At 63.6% G+C, this 18897-nt stretch carries 15 protein-coding genes; 12 read left to right on the top strand and 3 right to left on the bottom strand.

What is annotated here, in order from left to right:
• The first annotated feature begins 36 nt into the window (after positions 1–36).
• Positions 37–1695 carry an alkaline phosphatase D family protein gene (locus EXN22_RS14935; protein WP_130264785.1) on the top strand — a complete coding sequence of 553 codons (1659 nt, stop codon included), beginning with the start codon at positions 37–39 and terminating at the stop codon, positions 1693–1695.
• Positions 1696–1880: 185 nt separating this feature from the next.
• On the opposite strand, the gene EXN22_RS14940 is transcribed toward EXN22_RS14935, so the two are convergent.
• Positions 1881–3179 carry a serine/threonine transporter gene (locus EXN22_RS14940; protein ID WP_177414020.1) on the bottom strand — a complete coding sequence of 433 codons (1299 nt, stop codon included), beginning with the start codon at positions 3177–3179 and terminating at the stop codon, positions 1881–1883.
• Positions 3180–3308: 129 nt separating this feature from the next.
• On the bottom strand, positions 3309–4685 hold the full coding sequence (locus EXN22_RS14945; protein WP_130264786.1) for an L-serine ammonia-lyase: 1377 nt from the start codon (positions 4683–4685) through the stop codon (positions 3309–3311).
• A gap of 146 nt (positions 4686–4831) precedes the next feature.
• On the opposite strand from EXN22_RS14945, the gene EXN22_RS14950 reads away from it, so the two are divergent.
• Complete coding sequence (locus EXN22_RS14950; RefSeq protein ID WP_130264787.1) at positions 4832–5767, top strand: LysR substrate-binding domain-containing protein; 936 nt, start codon at positions 4832–4834, stop codon at positions 5765–5767.
• Positions 5768–5779: 12 nt separating this feature from the next.
• Here the strand turns inward: EXN22_RS14950 and EXN22_RS14955 are convergent, their stop codons facing one another.
• Positions 5780–7486: a sulfatase-like hydrolase/transferase gene (locus EXN22_RS14955; RefSeq protein ID WP_130264788.1), complete on the bottom strand. Its 1707-nt coding sequence runs from the start codon at positions 7484–7486 to the stop codon at positions 5780–5782.
• Positions 7487–7888: 402 nt separating this feature from the next.
• Here EXN22_RS14955 and EXN22_RS14960 point away from each other — a divergent pair, with 402 nt between their 5' ends.
• Genes EXN22_RS14960 through EXN22_RS15005 form a run of 10 tightly spaced genes read left to right on the top strand, consistent with a single transcriptional unit; the run spans position 7889 to position 18897 of the window.
• Positions 7889–9241, top strand: coding sequence for a UDP-glucose dehydrogenase family protein (locus EXN22_RS14960; protein ID WP_130264789.1), 1353 nt, complete (start codon positions 7889–7891; stop codon positions 9239–9241).
• A complete protein-coding gene (locus tag EXN22_RS14965; protein ID WP_130264790.1) occupies positions 9238–10308 on the top strand; it encodes an NAD-dependent epimerase in 1071 nt (356 codons plus the stop codon). The genes EXN22_RS14960 and EXN22_RS14965 overlap by 4 nt, the downstream gene beginning before the upstream one ends.
• On the top strand, positions 10305–11051 hold the full coding sequence (locus tag EXN22_RS14970; RefSeq protein WP_130264791.1) for a sugar transferase: 747 nt from the start codon (positions 10305–10307) through the stop codon (positions 11049–11051). Before EXN22_RS14965 ends, EXN22_RS14970 begins: the two co-directional genes overlap by 4 nt.
• Positions 11052–11699 carry a CpsD/CapB family tyrosine-protein kinase gene (locus tag EXN22_RS14975; RefSeq protein WP_130264792.1) on the top strand — a complete coding sequence of 216 codons (648 nt, stop codon included), beginning with the start codon at positions 11052–11054 and terminating at the stop codon, positions 11697–11699.
• Positions 11700–11721: 22 nt separating this feature from the next.
• Positions 11722–12744, top strand: a complete 1023-nt coding sequence (locus tag EXN22_RS14980) for a polysaccharide biosynthesis/export family protein (protein WP_130264793.1) — start codon at positions 11722–11724, stop codon at positions 12742–12744.
• Between the two features lie 20 nt (positions 12745–12764).
• Positions 12765–14354, top strand: coding sequence for a GumC family protein (locus EXN22_RS14985; RefSeq protein ID WP_130264794.1), 1590 nt, complete (start codon positions 12765–12767; stop codon positions 14352–14354).
• Positions 14351–15439, top strand: a complete 1089-nt coding sequence (locus tag EXN22_RS14990; protein ID WP_407691929.1) for a glycosyltransferase family 4 protein — start codon at positions 14351–14353, stop codon at positions 15437–15439. The genes EXN22_RS14985 and EXN22_RS14990 overlap by 4 nt, the downstream gene beginning before the upstream one ends.
• Positions 15436–16806 (top strand): O-antigen ligase family protein, encoded by a 1371-nt coding sequence (locus EXN22_RS14995; RefSeq protein ID WP_130264795.1) that lies wholly within the window; start codon positions 15436–15438, stop codon positions 16804–16806. Before EXN22_RS14990 ends, EXN22_RS14995 begins: the two co-directional genes overlap by 4 nt.
• The gene (locus EXN22_RS15000; protein WP_130264796.1) at positions 16803–17768 is read left to right on the top strand and encodes a glycosyltransferase; all 966 of its coding nucleotides are present in this window, start codon (positions 16803–16805) and stop codon (positions 17766–17768) included. Before EXN22_RS14995 ends, EXN22_RS15000 begins: the two co-directional genes overlap by 4 nt.
• The gene (locus EXN22_RS15005; protein WP_130264797.1) at positions 17761–18897 is read left to right on the top strand and encodes a glycosyltransferase family 2 protein; all 1137 of its coding nucleotides are present in this window, start codon (positions 17761–17763) and stop codon (positions 18895–18897) included. The genes EXN22_RS15000 and EXN22_RS15005 overlap by 8 nt, the downstream gene beginning before the upstream one ends.

Consider the following 18897-nt stretch of genomic DNA (forward strand, 5'->3'; position numbering starts at 1 on the left):
GATGGTTGTGGACAGCAGCAGATAGGGACATCGACCATGACGCACTTACTGGACCCTACCTCCAACGAAAGCAAATACCCCAAGCTGGCCAGTGCCACGATCATGGGCGCGATCACGCCAACCAGCGTGCGCGTGTGGTTTCGCGTGTACATGCCTGGCGAGTGGGTCCTGGTGGTCAGCGGCGAGCCCTTGAGCGGCGACCTGCAGCGCCTCGATGAGCTCTCGGTGGCCGACTTCCTCAAGCAGCAGAAGATCAAACCGCTGTTCATGCAAGCGCAACGCTTCAGCTTCGACAGCGACCTTACCGGCGTGTTTGCGGTCACAGGCCTCAAGGCGCAAAGCACCTATTACTATGCGCTGATCAGCAGTGAAACCGACCGGGTGATCATCCGCCGGCGCACCGAAATCGGTGGTGACTCACCCAAAAGCTTCATCACTCCGGCAATCGCTCCCCAGACCCTGACCTTTGGCTTCTACAGCTGCCACGACCCGATCAGCGCTGACGGCAGTGCTGGTGCCTGGCCACTGTTGCATCAGCAATTGATCGACCAGCGTGCACAGTTCGTCATCGGTGGTGGCGACCAGATGTATGTCGACACCAACAAGAAAAACGGCTTTCTGGATATCTGGGAGTGGCTCAAGGACAACAAGCAGGCGCTGCTGACCCAGTTCAAGCAAGGCAGCAGCTACGACAAACCCGGCATCGAGAAGTACCTGCTGAACATTTATCGCTGGTACTACCGGGTGTACTGGAACATCCCCAGCCTGCTCGAGGTGTACGAGCGCTTTCCCCAGTACATGATCTGGGACGACCACGAGATCATGGACGGCTGGGGCTCGCTGACCAAAGCCGAGCGCAAGAAGCGCATCTCGCTGTTGTTCGAAAGCGCAAGCAACAGCACCACCAACCAGATGCTGGTCGACTTGATGTGGCGCGCCGCCTGCCGTGCTTATTACGAGTACGAGCACAGCCACAACCCGGTCACCTCGATCAACCTCGACAAACCCGACGACTGCCACTGGGACTACGCCTTCGAGCAAGGCGGCTCGGCCTTTTATGTGCTGGACATGCGTGGTCATCACGACGTCGAGGCCAAGGATCCGCACAAGATCCTTGGCAGTGCGCAAATCAAGCGTTTCAAGGAGTGGCTCGGCAGCCCTGCGGTGCAGAACGCCAAGGCGGTGTTCATTGTCTCGCCGGTGCCGGTGATGCACTGGAAGAGCGCGGTCACCAACGGCGCCGATGTCGGGTCGTTCAAGGACGACTGCATGGATGAGTGGGACCACAAGAGCAACCAGGCCGAGCGCAAGGTGCTGCTTGACCAGGTCTACGCGGCGCTGGGCAAGAGCGCCAAGCCAGTGGTGTTTCTCAGCGGCGACGTGCACTGTGCGGCGGTGTTCCGCCTGCTGCACAAGCAGTACCCGGCGGCCAAGGTGTTCCAGGTCACCTCCAGCGCCATCTCGCGCATACCGGCGCCGGGCGGGCTGAAACTGGCCATCAGCACCGGCGGCGAGATGCCGGGCCTGGCCAACATGCTGTGCGAACGCTGGTACGCCATGGCCGGTTCGAAGAACTTCGCCCTGCTCAGCGTGCGCCCGTCCCTGGACGGCACGCAGACCGAAGTGCTGGTGGAACTGCACTGGCCCAGTGGCGAGGATGGCGAGTTGACCAAGCGACGGGTGGTGCTGCGCTAGGCAGCCAGCCAGTGCAGCAACATAGGACTCGCCCGTCCAGAGGATTCACGCTGCCAAGGGTGGTAGCTGCGAGCAAATCGAGGTAGTGCGCGTTTCACATCCCTACCGCAGGAAACAGATATTGTTCACGTGGGAAGCGGTCACAGCACGTCAACCCAGAATAGATTGACGTGCTGCTTCAGACGTCAGGCAAAGAACGAGTAAAAAATCGCCGACAAGGTAATCAAACCGATCAGCACCACGAACACATTCGAGACCTTGCCCGAGTATTTACGCAGCGACGGTACCTTGTGCATGGCGTACATCGGCATCAGGAACAGCAGGCAGGCGATGATCGGCCCGCCGAGGTTCTCGATCATGCCGAGGATGCTCGGGTTCAGGGTCGCCACGGCCCAGCAGGTGATAACCATGAACAGCGCGGTCATCTGCTCCAGGCGCTTGGCCGAGACCTGTTTGCCGCGGCTGCGCAGGGTCTTGACGATCATGCCCTGGAAGCCTTCGCTGGCACCGATGTAGTGGCCCAGGAACGACTTGGTGATTGCCACCAGGGCGATCAGGGGCGCCACGAAAGCGATCACCGGGGTCTGGAAGTGGTTGGCCAGGTACGAAAGGATCGAGATGTTCTGCTGCTTGGCCGCAGCCAGGTCGGCCGGCGACAGCGCCAGCACGCAACTGAAGCAGAAGAACATCACCGTCAGCACCATCAGCACATGGGCACTGGCGAGGATCTTGCCGCTCTTGGCGTCGGCCTGCTCACCGTAGCGGTGCTTCTGCTCAACGGCAAAGGCCGAGATGATCGGCGAATGGTTGAAAGAGAACACCATCACCGGGATGGCCAGCCACAAGGTCTTGAAAAACAGACTCAGGGGCATGCCTTCGCCGGCCTGGGCGAAGAATGCGCCGTTCCAGTTGGGGATCAGGCTCAGGGCCAGCAACAGCAGCGCGGCCACAAAGGGATAGACCAGCACGCTCATGACCTTGACGATGATGTCCTGGCCACAACGCACCACGATCATCAGGCCGCAGATCAACAGCAAGGCCAGCAGCGCCCGCGGTGGCGGGGTCATGTGCAACTGGTGCTCCATGAAGTTGCCCAGGGTGTTGGTCAGGGCAACGCTGTAAACCAACAGGATCGGAAAGATGGCCAGGAAGTACAACAGGGTGATCAGCTTGCCCGCACCGATGCCGAAATGCTCTTCGACCACTTCGGTGATGTCTTCACTGGCGCCGCGCTTGCCCGACAGCACGAAGCGGGTCAGGCCGCGGTGGGCGTAGAAAGTCATGGGGAATGCCAGTACCGCCAGCACCAGCAGCGGCCAGAAGCCCCCTACCCCGGCGTTGATCGGCAGGAACAGGGTGCCGGCGCCGATGGCGGTGCCATACAAACCCAGAACCCAGGTGGTGTCGTGACGGCTCCAGGCGCGGCTTTGCGCAGGCGCAGCCGATTCCACACGAACGGTCGTGGTGCTATTTACATCAGTCATCGATATTGCCTTGTAGTTGTTTTTGTTGCGTATGAATAACTTTGGAACTGGGGTACAGCTATCGCGGGGCAAGTCGGGGCGCCGCATCGCCGCTCCCACCTGTGGGAGCGGGCTTGCCCCGCGATGGGATCAACACTCGACGAACGCGACCGCCAGGCCGCCGCGCGAAGTCTCCTTGTACTTGTCGTGCATGTCGGCGCCGGTATCACGCATGGTGCGGATGGCCCGGTCCAGGGAGATGAAATGCTCGCCGTCGCCGCGCAAGGCCATCTGCGCGGCATTGATGGCCTTGACCGCAGCAATCGCATTGCGCTCGATGCACGGCACCTGGACCAGCCCGCCGACCGGGTCGCAGGTCAGGCCGAGGTTGTGTTCCAGGCCGATTTCAGCGGCGTTTTCCACCTGCATGGGCGTGGCCCCGAGCACTTCGGCAAGGCCGGCAGCGGCCATGGCGCAGGCCGAACCGACCTCCCCCTGGCAACCGACTTCAGCCCCGGAGATCGACGCGTTCTTCTTGCACAAAATGCCCACGGCGGCAGCGCCGAGCAGGAAGTCGACCACATCGTTGTCGCAGGCATCGGGGTTGAACTTCATGTAGTAGTGCAGCACCGCCGGGATGATCCCGGCGGCGCCGTTGGTTGGCGCGGTGACCATGCGCCCGCCAGCGGCGTTCTCTTCGTTGACTGCCAGGGCAAACAGGTTGACCCACTCCATGGCGCTCAGGGTCGAGCCGATGACGTTGGGTTTGCCCAGCTCCTGCAGGCTGCGGTGCAGCTTGGCGGCGCGGCGCTTGACCTTGAGCCCGCCAGGCAGGACGCCCTCGTTGCGCAGGCCGTTGTCGACACACTCGCGCATGGCCGCCCACAACTTCAGCAGGCCGCTACGCACTTCGGCTTCTTCGCGCCAGGCCAGTTCGTTGGCCATCATCAACTGGCTGATCCGCAAATCATGCTGCTTGCACAGCGCCAGCAACTGGGCGGCGCTGGCAAAATCATAAGGCAGTTGCACCTGCTCGGCGCTGTTGCCCGCCTCGCCCACTTGCGCGGCTTCCACGATGAAACCGCCACCCACCGAATAGTAGGTCTGCTGCAGCAACGAGCCGCTGACGCTGCTGGCCTCCAGAGTCATGGCGTTGGGATGATATGGCAGGCTTTCATCGAGCAGCAGCAAGTCGCGCGTGCAATCAAAGGGGATGGCCTGCTTGCCATCGAGCATCAACACCTGGCTGCGTTGCAGTTGCGCGATCAACGGCTCGATGCTGTGCGGGTCGATCTGGTCAGGCCACTCGCCCATCAGCCCGAGCAAGCAAGCGCGATCAGTGGCATGGCCAACGCCGGTGGCCGACAGCGAGCCATACAGGCGTACTTCGACCCGGCTCACCTGGGCCAGCAAGCCTTGTTCACGCAGGGCCTGGGCGAAGGTTGCCGCCGCACGCATGGGGCCTACGGTATGGGAGCTGGATGGCCCGATGCCAATCTTGAAGAGGTCGAAAACGCTGATAGCCATGCTAATGCCTGACCGAGGCAACATTCCATGTCACGCAACGGCACTGTTAAAAAATTGATGGGTGTTGCAAAGTTGCGCGATACTGCCCGGTCACTAACACCTTTACCAACGAAACTTTCTAAGCAAGCCTTTAGCAGAGCTAAACGATGAAGCGACAAATGAATGGCCAGATGTACGTTTGGCTGCACGTGTTTGCCTGCGCCGCGCGGCACCTGTCGTTCACCCGCTGCGCCGAAGAACTGCACATCACCCCCGGCGCGGTGAGCCAGCAGATCCGCCAACTGGAAGAGCGCCTGGGCTTTCGCCTGTTTCTGCGCCGCGCCCGGGGCGTGGAGCTGACTGCCGAAGGCCAGCGCCTGGCGCAAACCGTCGCCGAAGCCTATGGCAGCATCGATGCCGAACTGCGCCGCCTGGATGCCGGCGAGATTCGCGGCACCTTGCGCCTGCGCTCGATCCCCTCGTTTTTGGCCAAATGGCTGACCCCGCGCCTGCCGCGCCTGCAACAACGCTACCCGGATATCCAGCTGCGCCTGGTGGCCGAAGACAGCAGCCAGGCCCTGCACGAAGGCGATTTCGACCTGGCCATCGACCTCAACGACGGCAGCTATCCGGGCATGCATTCAACACCGCTGCTGGACGAGCAGATCTTCCCCGTCTGCGCCCCGGCCTTGTTGCGCGGGCGGCCACCGCTGCATGGCCCGGCGGACCTTGCGTATTATCCGCTGCTGCACGACATCACCGCCTGGCGCGGCAGTTCCGAGTACGCGGAATGGGAGTTTTACCTGGCGGGCATCGGTGCCAGCGGCCTGGATGTGCGCCGCGGGCATACCTTCAACCGCAACCACCTGACCATCGAAGCGGCAATTGCCGGCATTGGCGTGGCCATCGCCCGCCGCACCCTGCTCAACGACGAACTGGAACGCGGCGCCTTGATCGTGCCCTTCGGCTTGCCGATCGCCAACCACAAGCGCTATGTGCTGCTGTACCCACCCGGCGGTCTGGCCCACCCTGGTGCGCGGGCGGTGCACGACTGGCTGGTGGAAGAAGCCGAAAGCTTCCGCAACCTGCACGCCCCAAACTGAACCAGCGGTCGCTCAGTCGGTCTGGCCGACCGGCATCTGTTCCTGGATCGGCGCCGGGGGTACCACCACCTGGCCCAGGTCAATGCGTTTGAACACCGGCTTCGCCCCCAGCCGCGCATTGAAGCGGGTGTTGAAGCTGAAGTCATCCTCGGTCGGTACCACCAGCGAACGCCCGTACACCGGGGTAATCCCGGCGGGGTCGTAACCGAGCAACTGCAGCAGGGTCGGGAAGATGTTGTAGTGGCTGGAGCGGTCTTTGTTGGTCGCCAGTTGCGCCTGCCAGTCAAGGGTGCGCAGGGCCTGCCCCTGGATCACCACCAACGGCACCAGCCCCTCCTCCTCGACTGGATTGCTGTCGCAATGGGTGTTCAGCCCGGGGTTGCCGCGCTCGTGCAAGTCCTGGCCGTGGTCGGAGGTGTAGATCAGCACCGCCTGGCTTAGGTCAGCCTTGGCCAAGATGCGGTTGAAGAACTCGCCGACATTCCACAACAGGCTGTTCATGTACGAATTGCGGTACAGCACCCAGTCTTCGGGCTGCCCGGCAAAACCATCGCGCCGCCCCGTGTCGGTGATGTCGGCGTACTGCCCGCGCGGCAAGGCTGGGCGATAGGTCATGAAGTCGTCGGGGTATTTGTCGTGCACCGGAAAATGCACGCCGACCTTGTTGACCACGATCAACTGAGGCTTGCCGTCAGCCAGCAACGCGATGAGCGTGCTGGCGGCGGCCATGTCACGGTCGCGCACCGGGGTGCTGTCAAACTGGATGAACTGGTCGATGTCGCGCTGCTCGGCGGCGTTCATCAGGTTCTGCAGATTGCCGCCGGTGCGCTGGGCGTCGATGTATACGGTGCCCAGCCCCGCCGCCTTGGCGTATTGCCAGATCGACGGCAGGGTCGAATTGATGCGCAGGTAGTCTTCGCGGGTGCCGCCATAACGCAGGGTGACGTTGGTGTCGGAACTGCAGTTGGCGATGGAGGCGGCATAGCCATAATTGAAGATGGCGACCCCGGGACGCGCCTGGTTGAGCTGGCTGCGCACGCCATGGGCGGTGTTCAGGTCCAGGTAATTGCCCGAGACGCTTTCATCGATGATCAGCACGATGTCCCGGGCCAGGGCCGGGCCGTTGCGTGCCAGGGTCACCGGCTCGCGCGGGCCGACGCTGTCGTGCAATGACTCGTAGAGCATCAGGTTGGCATAGGCCAGCGGCGTGAACATGATCGGCAGGCCACGTGCGCCCTCGCCCGCCCGCACAAACAAGATGGCCGTGAGCAAGGCGATACCCAGCAGCGGCGCGGCCCAGGGCAAGAAGCCCGGAGCTTTTAGCCCGTGCCGAGGCCGCAGCCCCAGGCCCAGCAACAACAGCACTGTGCGGCCCAATACCTGAAGGATGACGCTGTGGTACTGCTCCAGGGCTTCACCGATAAAGCCACCGGAATAGACCATCGAGATAAAGCCGCTGTAGGTCAGGTAGTCGGCGGTGATGCGCGTATAGGCATCGAAGAACACTGCGCTGGCGCTGAACACCAGGGCAAAGCCCCAGCGCAGCCAACCCTGGCGAATGTTCGCGCACAGCAGCAGCGCTGCTACCAGCAGTACCAGCACGCCGACGTACAGCAGCAACGCCGGGCTCAGGCCAATGGCCTGAAAGCGCTCCAGGTAGTACGGGTAGTTGCTCAACAGGTACAGCGCGAGCAGCAATTCCTTGAGGTATCTGTGCATCACTCCCCCGCGCAACACCCTGCAAGTGACTCGGACATTGACACGTTAGCAGGCCACTAACAAAGCGCAAACCGGAACAACGTCAATTTTCTGACCTATTTATTGACGCCAAATCTGACAGTTCAAATAACGCGAAATCGTTGCAATTGTGAAACGCTCATATCGGTAAACGCCTTGTTTAACAGGGCCTGTGACCGTTCATCGTTTTGCCATGCGGCAATTGGCCAGTGCCTACACCCGCTAACTCACGGATTTAGAACGGCTTGATGGCAAAAAGCCAAAATCGTAATGAGTGTAAATCCGACGAAACATGCCATTTCATTGACACGACTTGCCGCCGGTGGGCTATACCCAAATCACACCACTGTTTCATCCTTCTTACTCCATACGAGGCGAGCCGACATGGACGTGAGCGTATTTGGCACCGGCTATGTCGGTCTTGTGCAAGCTGCGGCCCTCGCAGACGTAGGCCACCGGGTTTTGTGCGTTGATGTCGATGCGCACAAGATCAGTCAACTGCGTCAGGGCGTACCGCCGATCAGCGAGCCCGGCCTGTCTGGCATGCTCGAAGAAAACATCAAGCAAGCGCGCCTGCTGTTCAGCACCCAGGCCAGCGACGCGGTTGCCCATGCCGAGCTGATTTTCATTGCCGTCGGCACCCCACCGGACGAGGACGGCTCGGCCGACCTCTCCCATGTGCTGGGCGTGACCCGGCAGATTGCCGAGCTGATGGACGCCGACCGCACCCTGATCATCAAGTCCACGGTACCGGTGGGCACCGCCGACAAGGTGGCGGCGCTGGCACGCGAAGAACTTGACCGCCTGGGCAAGGTCGCGCTCAAGGTCCGGGTGGTGTCCAACCCCGAGTTTCTCAAGGAAGGCAGCGCCCTGGCCGACTGCATGCGCCCGGACCGGATCATCGTCGGCACCCTGGATGCCCAGGCCCACGACCAGCTTGCCGAGCTCTATGCGCCGTTCTGCCGCAACCATGAAAAGCTCATGTTCATGGACAACCGCAGCGCCGAGCTGACCAAGTACGCCGCCAACGCCATGCTCGCCACGCGCATCAGCTTCATGAACGAACTGGCCAACCTTACCGAACACCTGGGCGCCGATATCGAAGCGGTGCGCAAGGGCATCGGCTCCGACCCGCGCATCGGCTACCACTTCATCTACCCCGGCTGCGGCTTTGGCGGCTCGTGCTTCCCCAAGGACCTGCGCGCCCTGCTGCACACCGCCGAACACAGCGGCATGCCGCTGCGTTTGCTGCAAAGCGTCAGCGAAGTCAACGACGCCCAGCGCCAGATCCTCTTCAACAAGCTCAAGCAGCGCCTGCCCGGCAGCCTGGCCGGCAAGTCCATCGCCCTCTGGGGCCTGGCCTTCAAGCCCAACACCGACGACATGCGCGAAGCGCCCAGCCGCTACCTGATGGAAGCGCTGTGGGCCGAAGGCGCCAAGGTCTGTGCCTTCGATCCGGAGGCCATGGCCGAGTGCCGGCGCCTCTACGGCTACCGCCAGGACCTGCAGCTATGCGCCACCCGCGACGACACCCTGGAAGACGCCGATGCCCTGGTGATCTGCACCGAGTGGAAGAACTTTCGCGTGGTCGACTTCGCCTTGCTGGCCAAAAAACTGCGCAGCCGCCTGATCATTGACGGACGCAACCTGTACAACCCCGACCAGGTGGCAACCTTCGGCCTGAGCTACAGCGGCATCGGCCTGCGCCAGGTCCAGCCGGAGGACCCGGCGCCATGAAGATCCTGGTCACCGGCGCCGCCGGATTCATCGGTGCTCACTGCAGCTTGCGCCTGTTGCGCGAGGGCCACCAGGTGATTGGCCTGGACAACTTCAATAGCTATTACGACCCGGCGCTCAAAGAAGCGCGGGTACGCTGGATAGAAGCTGAAGGCGGTCCGCTCACCCTGTACCGCCTGGACCTGAACGATGCCGCCGGCATGGCCGAGCTGTTCGCCAGCGAGCAGCCCGAGGTGGTGATCCACCTGGCTGCGCAAGCCGGGGTGCGCTACTCGCTGGAGAACCCGCGGGCCTATATCGACAGCAACCTCAGCGGCTTTTTGAACATTCTCGAAGGCTGCCGTCGCCACCCGGTGCAGCACCTGCTGTATGCCTCGTCGAGCTCGGTGTACGGCGCTAACCAGCACACCCCGTACCGGGTCGAGGACGCTGTCGACCACCCGCTGTCGCTGTACGCCGCCACCAAAAAAGCCAACGAGGCCATGGCCCACAGCTACAGCCACCTGTTCGGCATCCCCGCCAGCGGCCTGCGCTTTTTCACCGTGTACGGCCCCTGGGGCCGCCCGGACATGTCGCCGATCCAGTTCGCCCGGGCCATCGCCGAGGGCCGGCCGATCCAGCTGTTCAACTACGGCCAGCACCAGCGCGACTTCACCTACATCGACGACATCGTCGAAAGCCTGGTCCGGCTGATCCCCCTGGCGCCCAAGGCCAACTCCGAGTGGGACCGGGCCCATCCGGACGCCGCCAGCAGCCATGCTCCCTGGCGGCTGTTCAACATCGGCGGCCAGCGCCCGGTGGAGCTTACCGATTACGTTGCACTGCTGGAAAAACACCTCCAGCGCAAAGCCCAGATCGAGCTGCTGCCATTGCAACCGGGCGATGTGCTGGCCACCTGTGCCGATGCCAGCGCGCTGGAGCAGGTCACCGGCTTCACCCCCCAGGTTTCACTGGATGAAGGGCTCAGGCGGTTTATTGCCTGGTTTCATCAGTACTACCCGCAACTTGACCGGGACGCGGTGCGGGTCAACGGGCACATGCCCGCGCCTCAACGGAGAACGGTATGACAGGACAACCTAAAAGTGCGCAACTGCAGGCACTGTACCAAGACAAGCGCATGGACCCCGCGCATCGCCAGCGCATCGACGCGGCGATTCACATGCAAGGCCGTGGCTGGCTGACCGGTCGCGCCGGCGGGCGGCCCTGGACCCTCTCGCGCACCAACCGGGCGGTGGCCTGTTTCGGCGCCCTGTGCATCCTGGTGATCATTGCCCCGCTGCTGCTGGGCATCGCCGCAGTGGTCAAGTTCAGCAGCCCGGGCCCGGTGTTCTTCGTGCAAAAACGCACCGGTTACCGCGGCCGCGCCTTTGGCATGTACAAGTTCCGCACCATGGTTGCCAACGCCGAGGCCTTGAAGGAGTCGGTGCGCCACCTGAACAAACACGGCGCCGATGCCATCGATTTCAAGATCGACAAAGACCCGCGCGTCACCCCGATCGGCCACTGGCTGCGGCGCAGCAGCCTGGACGAGTTACCCAACCTGTTCAACGTGGTGCTCGGCGACATGCGCCTGGTCGGTCCTCGCCCCACCTCGTTCAACGCTTACCGCTACAAGGACAACCACCTCGCCCGCCTGAGCATCTACCCCGGCATGACCGGCCTGTGGCAGATCTCCGGACGCAGCGACATAGACTTCGACCAGCGAGTCGAACTGGACCTGAGCTACATCAACGAACAGAGCTTGTTGCTGGATCTGAAGATCCTCTTCAAGACTCCCTTCAAAGTCTTCAGCGGCCACGGAGCAAGTTGAATGGACGGTTCTACTTCAAGAAGTCTGACCATCGCCACCCCGAGCGAAACCAACCTTACGTCCACGGTACTCGACGAGGAACAGCGTGTGCTGTTGCTGACCGCCGCCAACACCGGCAGCGGCACCAGCACCAGCGCCCTGGCCTTCGCCAGCCAGTTGGCGTTGATGAGCGGCGGCCCGGTCCTGTTGGTGGACAGCAGCCCCAGCGGCAACAACCTCAGCCAGCAACTGAGCCTGCACAAGCTGCGCGGCTTCAGCGACCTGATGTTCGACCAGGACACCCCGCCGCTGATGCAGGACTGCATCGTGCGCCTGTCCGACCAGCCGTTCGACGTGCTGCCGGCCGGCACCTACAAACGCGGCAAGCAGCGCCTCAACCCCGACCTGCTGCGGGTACTGCTCAAGCACATGAGCGACCACTACCGTTTTGTGGTGGTCGATGGCGAAGCCGTTTACGCCAGCGCCGACAGCCTGATCATCAGCCCCCTGGTCGACGGTGTGATCCTGGTGGTGCGCGCCGAGGAAACCCGCTGGGAAGTGGCCCAGGCCGCCAAGCAGCGCCTGGACCAGGCCGGGGCAAAGGTGATCGGCAGCGTGTTCAACAAGCGCAAGTACTACATGCCCAAGTGGCTGTACAACAACCTTTAGGCCAGCAGCCCAGGAGCCTCACATGAAATACACGACGTTCGCGCTGTGCCTGCTGACCCTGGCCGGCTGCGCCAATCAGGACACCCGGCAGATGCCGGTGCAGATCATGACCGCCAACCCCGCCAACGCCCAGGATGCCGAGCTGCCGCGCAGCGAGCAGGTGCTGCGCCCGCAGGACGTGCTCGATGTGATCTTCCATATCAGCACCAGCGGCTCAGCGTCGTACCGTATCCAATCCGGCGACACCGTGGGCCTGGCCTTCCCGGCCGCCAGTTCGCTCAATGGCAACCAATTGGTGCTGCCCGACGGCACCATCGAACTGCCGCGGGCCAACACCTCGGTGAACGTCGCCGGGCAAACCCCGGACGAGGCTCGCCGCACCATCCAGCAGGCCTACCGCAACAAGCGCCTGTTCCAGCCGGGGCGCGACAACGTCACCGTGCAGGTGATCAGCCCGCTGACCAACGAGCAGAACCTCAAGAGCGCCCTCAACCACCCGGCCACCGGCATGAGCCGCGAAATCACCGTGGGCAGTGACGGCCAGGCCAGCTTCCCGGAAATCGGCACCGTGCCGTTGCAAGGCATGACCGTGACCCAGTTGCAGACCTACCTGAACAAACGCTACGCCGACCTGCCGGGGCGGATGACTGTGGACGTGATGCTCAAGTCCACTGCAGTCAACGAGATCTACGTGCTCGGTGAAGTCGGCCAGCCCGGCGCCTACCCGATCCGCCGGCCGGTGTCGGTGCTCGAAGCCCTGACCCTGGCCCGTGGCCCGAACGTCAAGGCGCGGCTCGACTCGGTGGTGATCATGCGGCGCAACGGCAACCAGGTCCAGGCGGTGCCCTACAACGTCGACGACGCCCTGGATGCCAGCGCCGCGCAAGTCGCCTACCTGCAACCGGACGACATGCTCTACGTGCCCAAGACCAAGCTTGCCAGCGCCGGCGACCTGGCCCGGCAACTGGCTGACGTGGTGCTGTTCCAGGGGGTCGGTTTCAGCTTCGGTTATCGCGTTGACAACAAAGACAGCGACAACAACTAATTCCAGGCGGGTATCCGAGCATGACTACAAAAGAAAACTACCTGCATGAATTCTTCAGGATCTTCTTTGCCAACCGCCAGTTGGTCAAACGGGTGTTCCTGGTCTTCGCAGTGATTGCCTTGCTGTTACCCCTGGTGCTCAAGCAGAGTTTCGACATCACCGCCGAGGTGATCGTGCAGTCGAAGAAACTCTCCCAGAGCGATACCAACACCACCCTGGCCCAGGAGACCGACAAGTTCATCCCGCCGTCGCTGGCCGACATGGAGACCGAGAGCAATATCCTGCGCTCGCCCACGCTGATTCGCGAAACCATCAGCCAGCTGCGCACCGAAGGCCAGTACGAGGTGCCGCCCAGCCTGATGCAACGCCTGGTCACCGGGCCCCTGCGCACGATGATCATCAACCCGCTGCGCGAGCAGGTGATCAACCCCGTGCGCACCTTGTTCGGCCTTGAGGTCGACCCGGTGCGCGACACCCAGCTCGATGCACTGACCGACGACGCCATCAAGGACCTGAAGGTCGAGACCCTGCCCGGCTCCAACGTGGTCTCGGTGACCTACAGCTTCCCTGACCCGAAACTGGGCACCCTGTTCGTCAGCCGCCTGCTCGACAACTACCTGCGCAACCGCCAGAGCCTGCAATCCAACGAGCTGCCCGAGCAGTTCTACGAGCAGAAGAAAATGCAGTACCAGGTGCGCATGGATGACCTGGAAGGCAAGCGCCTGGGCATGCTCGAAAGCATCGGCTCCTCGGACCCCAAGGAAGAAATCACCTTCCGCCTCAACGCCATCAACACCGAGGAGCAGGCGCTCAATCAGTACCGCGACCGCCTGCTGCAAAGCCAGCAATGGCTGGACTACCTGAAAACCAGCCTGGCGGCGGCAAGCAACGCCAACATGCGCGATTTCGCCTTCCCCTACACCTTCACCACCACGGTCGACAACGTGGCGTTCGAAGACCGCGAGATCAAGCAGCTCGGTGAACAGCTGACCACCCTGGTGCTGACCTACGTCAGCGACCTGGCGGTGTTCCAGCCGGGCAGCGAGCAGATGCTGCTGCAGCGTGAACAGATCGCCAAGACCCGCCAACAGTTCCTCAAGATCGTCGCCAACCGTATCAAGGAGCGCGAGAAAGACCTGGCCGTGGTGCAGGGCGTGATCGCCCAGAAAACCCAGCGCATCGCCGACTTCAAAGGCCGCGTGCACCAGTTGCAGCAAACCCAGAGCAAGGCGCGCCAGCTCGACACCGAGATCGACGCCCTGCACAAGGCCTACTTCACCTACACCCAGCGCTACGAAGAATCGCGCGGCGCCGACCTGCTGGCCGGGCTGTCCAATGCACGGATCCTCAGCGCGCCCTACGAGCCGGCCGAGGCGGCGTTTCCCAAGCCGCTGCTGATCGTGCCGTTCGGCATGCTCACCGGCTTGCTTCTCGCAATTGCCCTGGTCTACGTCAAAGAGTTCTTCGACCGGCGCTTCAAGCACCCGGCGCAGATCACCCATCAGCTCGACCTGCCGGTGCTGCTGGTGATCAACGACCTGACCCCGGAAACCCCCAACCCTTACAAGGGCTGGTCGCTGCCGCGGCTGGTGCACTGGGTGCGCAATTGAACGCAACCCAGAGCCCGCCACGGCCGATCCTGCACCTGCTCAGCAGTGGCGGCTTCTACGGCGCCGAGCGGATGCTGCTGGACCACTGCCAGGCCACGCCGGGGCAGCACCTGGTGCTGTTCCTCGGCGCCCCGCAGCCGCTGCTGGCGCGCTTTCGCGCCGCTGGCGTGGCGTGTGAAAGCTGCGACAGCGTCGGCGAGCTGCTGGGCCAGCTGCGCAAGCACCACGACCAGCAGCCGCTGATCAACAGCCACAACTTCAAGGGACTGGTGTTGGGCTGGCTGGGCGCCCGCCTGTGGCGCCTGCCGATGGTCGCCACCCAGCACGGCTTTACCCCCAGCAGCCGCAAACAGCGGCTGTACACCTGGATCAGCCTGCAACTGTGCCGCACCGGCACCATCGAACGGGTCGTCTGCGTGGCCGAGAGCATCAAGCGCATTCACCGCCAGGCCGGGGTCGTCGAGCACAAGTTGCAGGTGATCCCCAACGGTTTGCCGGAGGCCGACGCCCTGCCTGCGCGCCCGCATGGCGATGGCCGCTGGCTGGCCGGTTATGTTGGGCGTTTAAGCAGTGAGAAAGGCCCGGACCTGTTTCTCGATACCTTGATCCCGCTGTGCCAGCGTCATCCCCAGCTCGACGCGGTGATGCTCGGCGAAGGCCCGGAACGCGACGCGCTGCAAGCGCGCATCGATGCCGCCGGCCTGACACAGCGCATTCGCCTGCCCGGTTTTCAAGCCGACATGCGTACGTGGATGGCGCGCCTGGATGCGCTGGTGATCAGCTCGCGCACCGAGGGTACGCCGATGATCCTGCTCGAAGCCATGCAAGATGGCGTACCGGTGGTGGCCTTTGCCGTCGGCGGTATTCCGGATGTGATCGAACACGGACGCAGTGGCCTGCTGGCCCAACCCCTGGCGGTGGCTGAGCTGGCCGCGCAGCTCGAAGCACTGATGCTCGACCCGGCCCAGGCCGCCGAGCTGATCACCCAGGCCCGGCGCACCCAACGCGAACGTTATCACCTGCCGACGCTGGCACAACGCTGGGCCCGGGTCTACCTGGGCGCGGCCAAGGAGACCTGCGCATGATCATTCCCCTGTCGCTGATTGGCCTGGTGGCGCTGCTCAGCCTGGCCCTGCTGGCCAGCCCCTACCCGTTCCTGGCCCCCGGCGCGGTGATCGGCCTGGCCGGCCTGCTGGCCCTGTACAAGCGCCCGGCCTGGGGGCTGATGGCGATCATCACCCTGGTGCCGCTCGAAGGCCTGTTCAAAGACAGCGAACTGACCGCAACCAAACTGATCGGTGCGGCCCTGGCCCTGGTACTGCTGCTGCAACTGGCGGTCAAGCAACTGCCCGGCGAGCGCCTGCGCAGTTCGATGTGGCCGCTGCTGCTGGGCTTTCTGGCCCTGTACCTGCTGAGCTTTCTGGCCAGCGACAGCAGCGAGATGTCGCTGGGGCATTTTCGTGAACTGGCGGTGGGCCTGCTGCTGTTCGGCATCACCCTGTTGATCGGCCGCGAGCTCGACCTGCCGATGATGTGCCGGCTGGTGACCCTGAGCGTCAGCCTGACCTGCATCATGGCCATGCTCTCGACCAAGTACCAGGACGAGGGCCGCGCCGCCGGCCTGCTGGAAGACCCCAACGTATTTGCCATGCTCATCGCCATCGCCGTGCCAATGGCGCTGTGGCTGGTGTTCAACAGCCCCAAGCGGGCCTACAAGCTGTTCTGGATTGCCTGCTGCATCCTGTTGCTGGCGGGCATGACCAAGACCAACTCGCGTTCGGGCCTGGTGGTACTGCTGATCAGCCTGGGCATCGTATTGGTGCACTACCGCACCCAGGTCGCCCACCTGCGCCCGCGGCACCTGGGCTTTGCCATGCTGGGTTTGGCGATCCTGCTGCCAACCCTGGTCGCGCTGATGCCGGAAAGCTACGTGGCGCGCATCCAGTCCCTGGCGCTGCTCAAGTCCGGGGTCAACGCCTTCAAGGACGACTCCCTGGGCCGGCGTTCCTCGTACATTGTGGTGGGCAGCAAGATGATCCGCGAGCACCCGGTGCTCGGCACCGGCCCCGGCACCTTCCCCCTGCACTACGCCACCACCGGCTACGCCAAGGCGTTTTCAGCCAACCGCAAGGTCGGCGACCTCTACCGCCGTGCACACAACACCTACCTGGAAATCTTCAGCGAAGTCGGCATACCGGCCGGCATCCTGTTCGTCAGCCTGGTGCTGCTGGCCCTGTACAACGTCTGGTACGCCCGGCGCCTGTGGTTGCAACAGGGTAATCAGCAGCAAGCCGACCTGCTCACCCACCTGTGCATGAGCATGCTCGCCATCAGCCTGTTCCTGATGTTCTTGAGTGCGCCCAACCACAAATACCTGTGGATCATGCTGGCGCTGTCCAGCGTGTTGCGCCTTAAAGCCGAACAGGCACGCCTTGCGCAGGTGAAAGCATGAAGGTCAGTGTCGTGGTACCGATGTTCAACGAAGCCCGGCACATTGCCCGTACCCTGCAGTCGGCCATGAACGCCGCCGCCGATGCCGGCCTTGACTGCGAACTGATCGTGGTCGACAACGGCTCCAGCGACGACGGCCCGCAGATCGCCCGCAGCCTCGGTGCCCAGGTGCTGAGCCTGCCCGGGCTGACCATCGGCGCCCTGCGCAACCGCGGCGTACAGGCCAGCAGCGGCGAATGGCTGGCGTTTCTCGATGCCGACATCGAAGTTCCCGAACACTGGTTGAGCCTGCTGCTCGACCTGCATGCCGAAGGCCGTGGCGATGTCTTTGCCCTGGACTGCGACACCCCGCGCCAGGCGCCCTGGTTCGCCCGCGCCTGGCAACGGCGCACGCTGCGCGCCGGGGTGCCGGAATTGCACGCCATGCAGTGGCTGCCGACCCCCAACCTGTTGATGCAGCGTCACTGGTTCGACCAGGTCGGTGGCTTCAACGAAACCCTGCGCACCGGCGAAGACAAGGACTTTACCTGGCACCTGAACAAGGCCGGCGCGCGCTTGCTGGCCCTGCGTTCGCCGGTGGTGTTGCACTGGGGCTTCGAAGGCAGCTGGAGCGAATGGCTGGGCAAAGAGCTGTGGCGCCAGGGCAGCAACCTGCAACTGCTGCGCAGCAATGGCCCGAGCTTGCGCCTGCTGCGTTTCCCCATGCTTTCGCTGGGCGCCTGGGGCCTCGATGCCCTGGCCTTGTCGGCCTTGCTCGACGGTTTCCCGCACCTGGCCGTGTTGCTGCTGTTTGTCACAAGCCTCCCGGCCCTGGCCCTGAGCCTGCGCCAAAGTTTGAAACACCGCGACCTGCTGTTCGTCCTGCAGCTCTGGGGCCTGCACTGGATCCGCCTGCACCTGGCCGGTGCGGCCTTCGTGCTCAGCCTGTTCAACTGGAATGCAAGGAGGCCCGCCCGTGGCTGAGTTCATCTATTGGTTGTGCCTGTTGCTGCCCTTCTATGCCTGGCTCGGTTACCCGCTGCTGCTGACCCTGGTGGGGCCGCTGTTCCCCCGGCACCTGCCTGCCCCGCTGGCCCCGCAACGGGTCAGCGTGGTGGTGGCGGCGCACAACGAAGAGCGCAACATCGACAACAAGCTGCGCAACCTGCTGGCCCAGGACTACCCGGCCGAGCACTTGCAGATTGTTGTCGCCAGCGACGGCTCCACTGACCGCACCGTGGCCCTGGCACGGGCCTTCGACGACCCGCGCATCAAGGTCCTGGACCTGCCGCGCATGGGCAAGAACAGCGTGCTCAACGTCGCCGTCAGCCAGTGCAGCGGCGATATCCTGGTGTTCACCGACGCCGACGTGCACTGGATCGACGGCGCCCTGGCCGCGTTGCTGGCGCCCTTTGCCGACCCGCAGGTGGGCGGCACGGTGGGCAAGATGATCATCCCGGTGGCCGGCAAGGGCCTGAGCGTGGGCGAGCGCCTGTACCGCCACTACGAAGCCTGGCTGCGCCGGGTGGAAAGCCGCACCGGCTGCACGGTGTCGGCCGATGGCGCCCTGCAGGCGCTGCGCCGCGAGCTGTACCAGCCGATCCCGGCGCGGGTCAACGATGACTTCTATATCAATACCTGCGCGCCGGTGGCCGGTAAGCGGGTGGTCTACGTCGACCAGGCCCAGGTGCTCGACCAGGGCGTGGACGAGGCCGAGCGGCAGTTCAGCCGCCGCCAGCGCGTCACCGTCGGCGGCCTGATCAGCCTGGTCGCCCGCCGCGAACTGCTCAACCCGCTCCACCACGGCCTGTATGCCATTGCCCTGATCAGCCACAAGCTGATCCGCCGCCTGGCCCCGGTGCTGCTGGTGCCGCTGCTGCTGGCGAACCTGTGCCTGCTCGATGAACACGGCTTCTATCGCCTGAGCCTGGCCGCGCAACTGCTCGGCTATGCCGTTGCCATCGCCGGCCTGCTGGATGTCCGCCAGCGCCTGCCCAAACCGTTTCGCCTGGCCGCCTTCGTGCTGGTCACCCTGGCCGGCATGAGCGTCGGCCTGTGGCAGTTCTTGCGCGGGCACAGCTACAACCAATGGACCCCCGACCAGACCCGGTGA

The sequence above is a fragment of the Pseudomonas tructae genome, assembly GCF_004214895.1.
GTDB lineage: Bacteria > Pseudomonadota > Gammaproteobacteria > Pseudomonadales > Pseudomonadaceae > Aquipseudomonas > Aquipseudomonas tructae.